Below are 328 nucleotides of genomic sequence, written 5' to 3' on the forward strand. Positions count from 1 at the left end.
TCACGGTACTATCCGCTATCGGTCACCAGGGAATATTTAGGCTTAGCGGGTGGTCCCGCCAGATTCACACGGGATTTCTCGGGCCCCGTGCTACTTGGGTGTCTCTCAAACGAGCCGCTGATGTTTCGACTACGGGGGTCTTACCCTCTACGCCGGACCTTTCGCATGTCCTTCGCCTACATCAACGGTTTCTGACTCGTCCTGTTGCCGGCAGACAACAGAAGAGAGATCCCACAACCCCGCATACGCAACCCCTGCCGGGTCTCACACGTATACGGTTTAGCCTCATCCAGTTTCGCTCGCCACTACTCCCGGAATCACGGTTGTT

General features: G+C 56.4%; 1 rRNA gene. It reads right to left on the reverse strand.

The window, feature by feature from the left end:
- Positions 1–328, reverse strand: a 23S ribosomal RNA gene (locus ADK36_RS15345); the annotation flags it as partial.

Origin of the sequence: Streptomyces viridochromogenes (assembly GCF_001270495.1) — a bacterium.
Taxonomy (GTDB): Bacteria; Actinomycetota; Actinomycetes; order Streptomycetales; family Streptomycetaceae; genus Streptomyces; species Streptomyces viridochromogenes_A.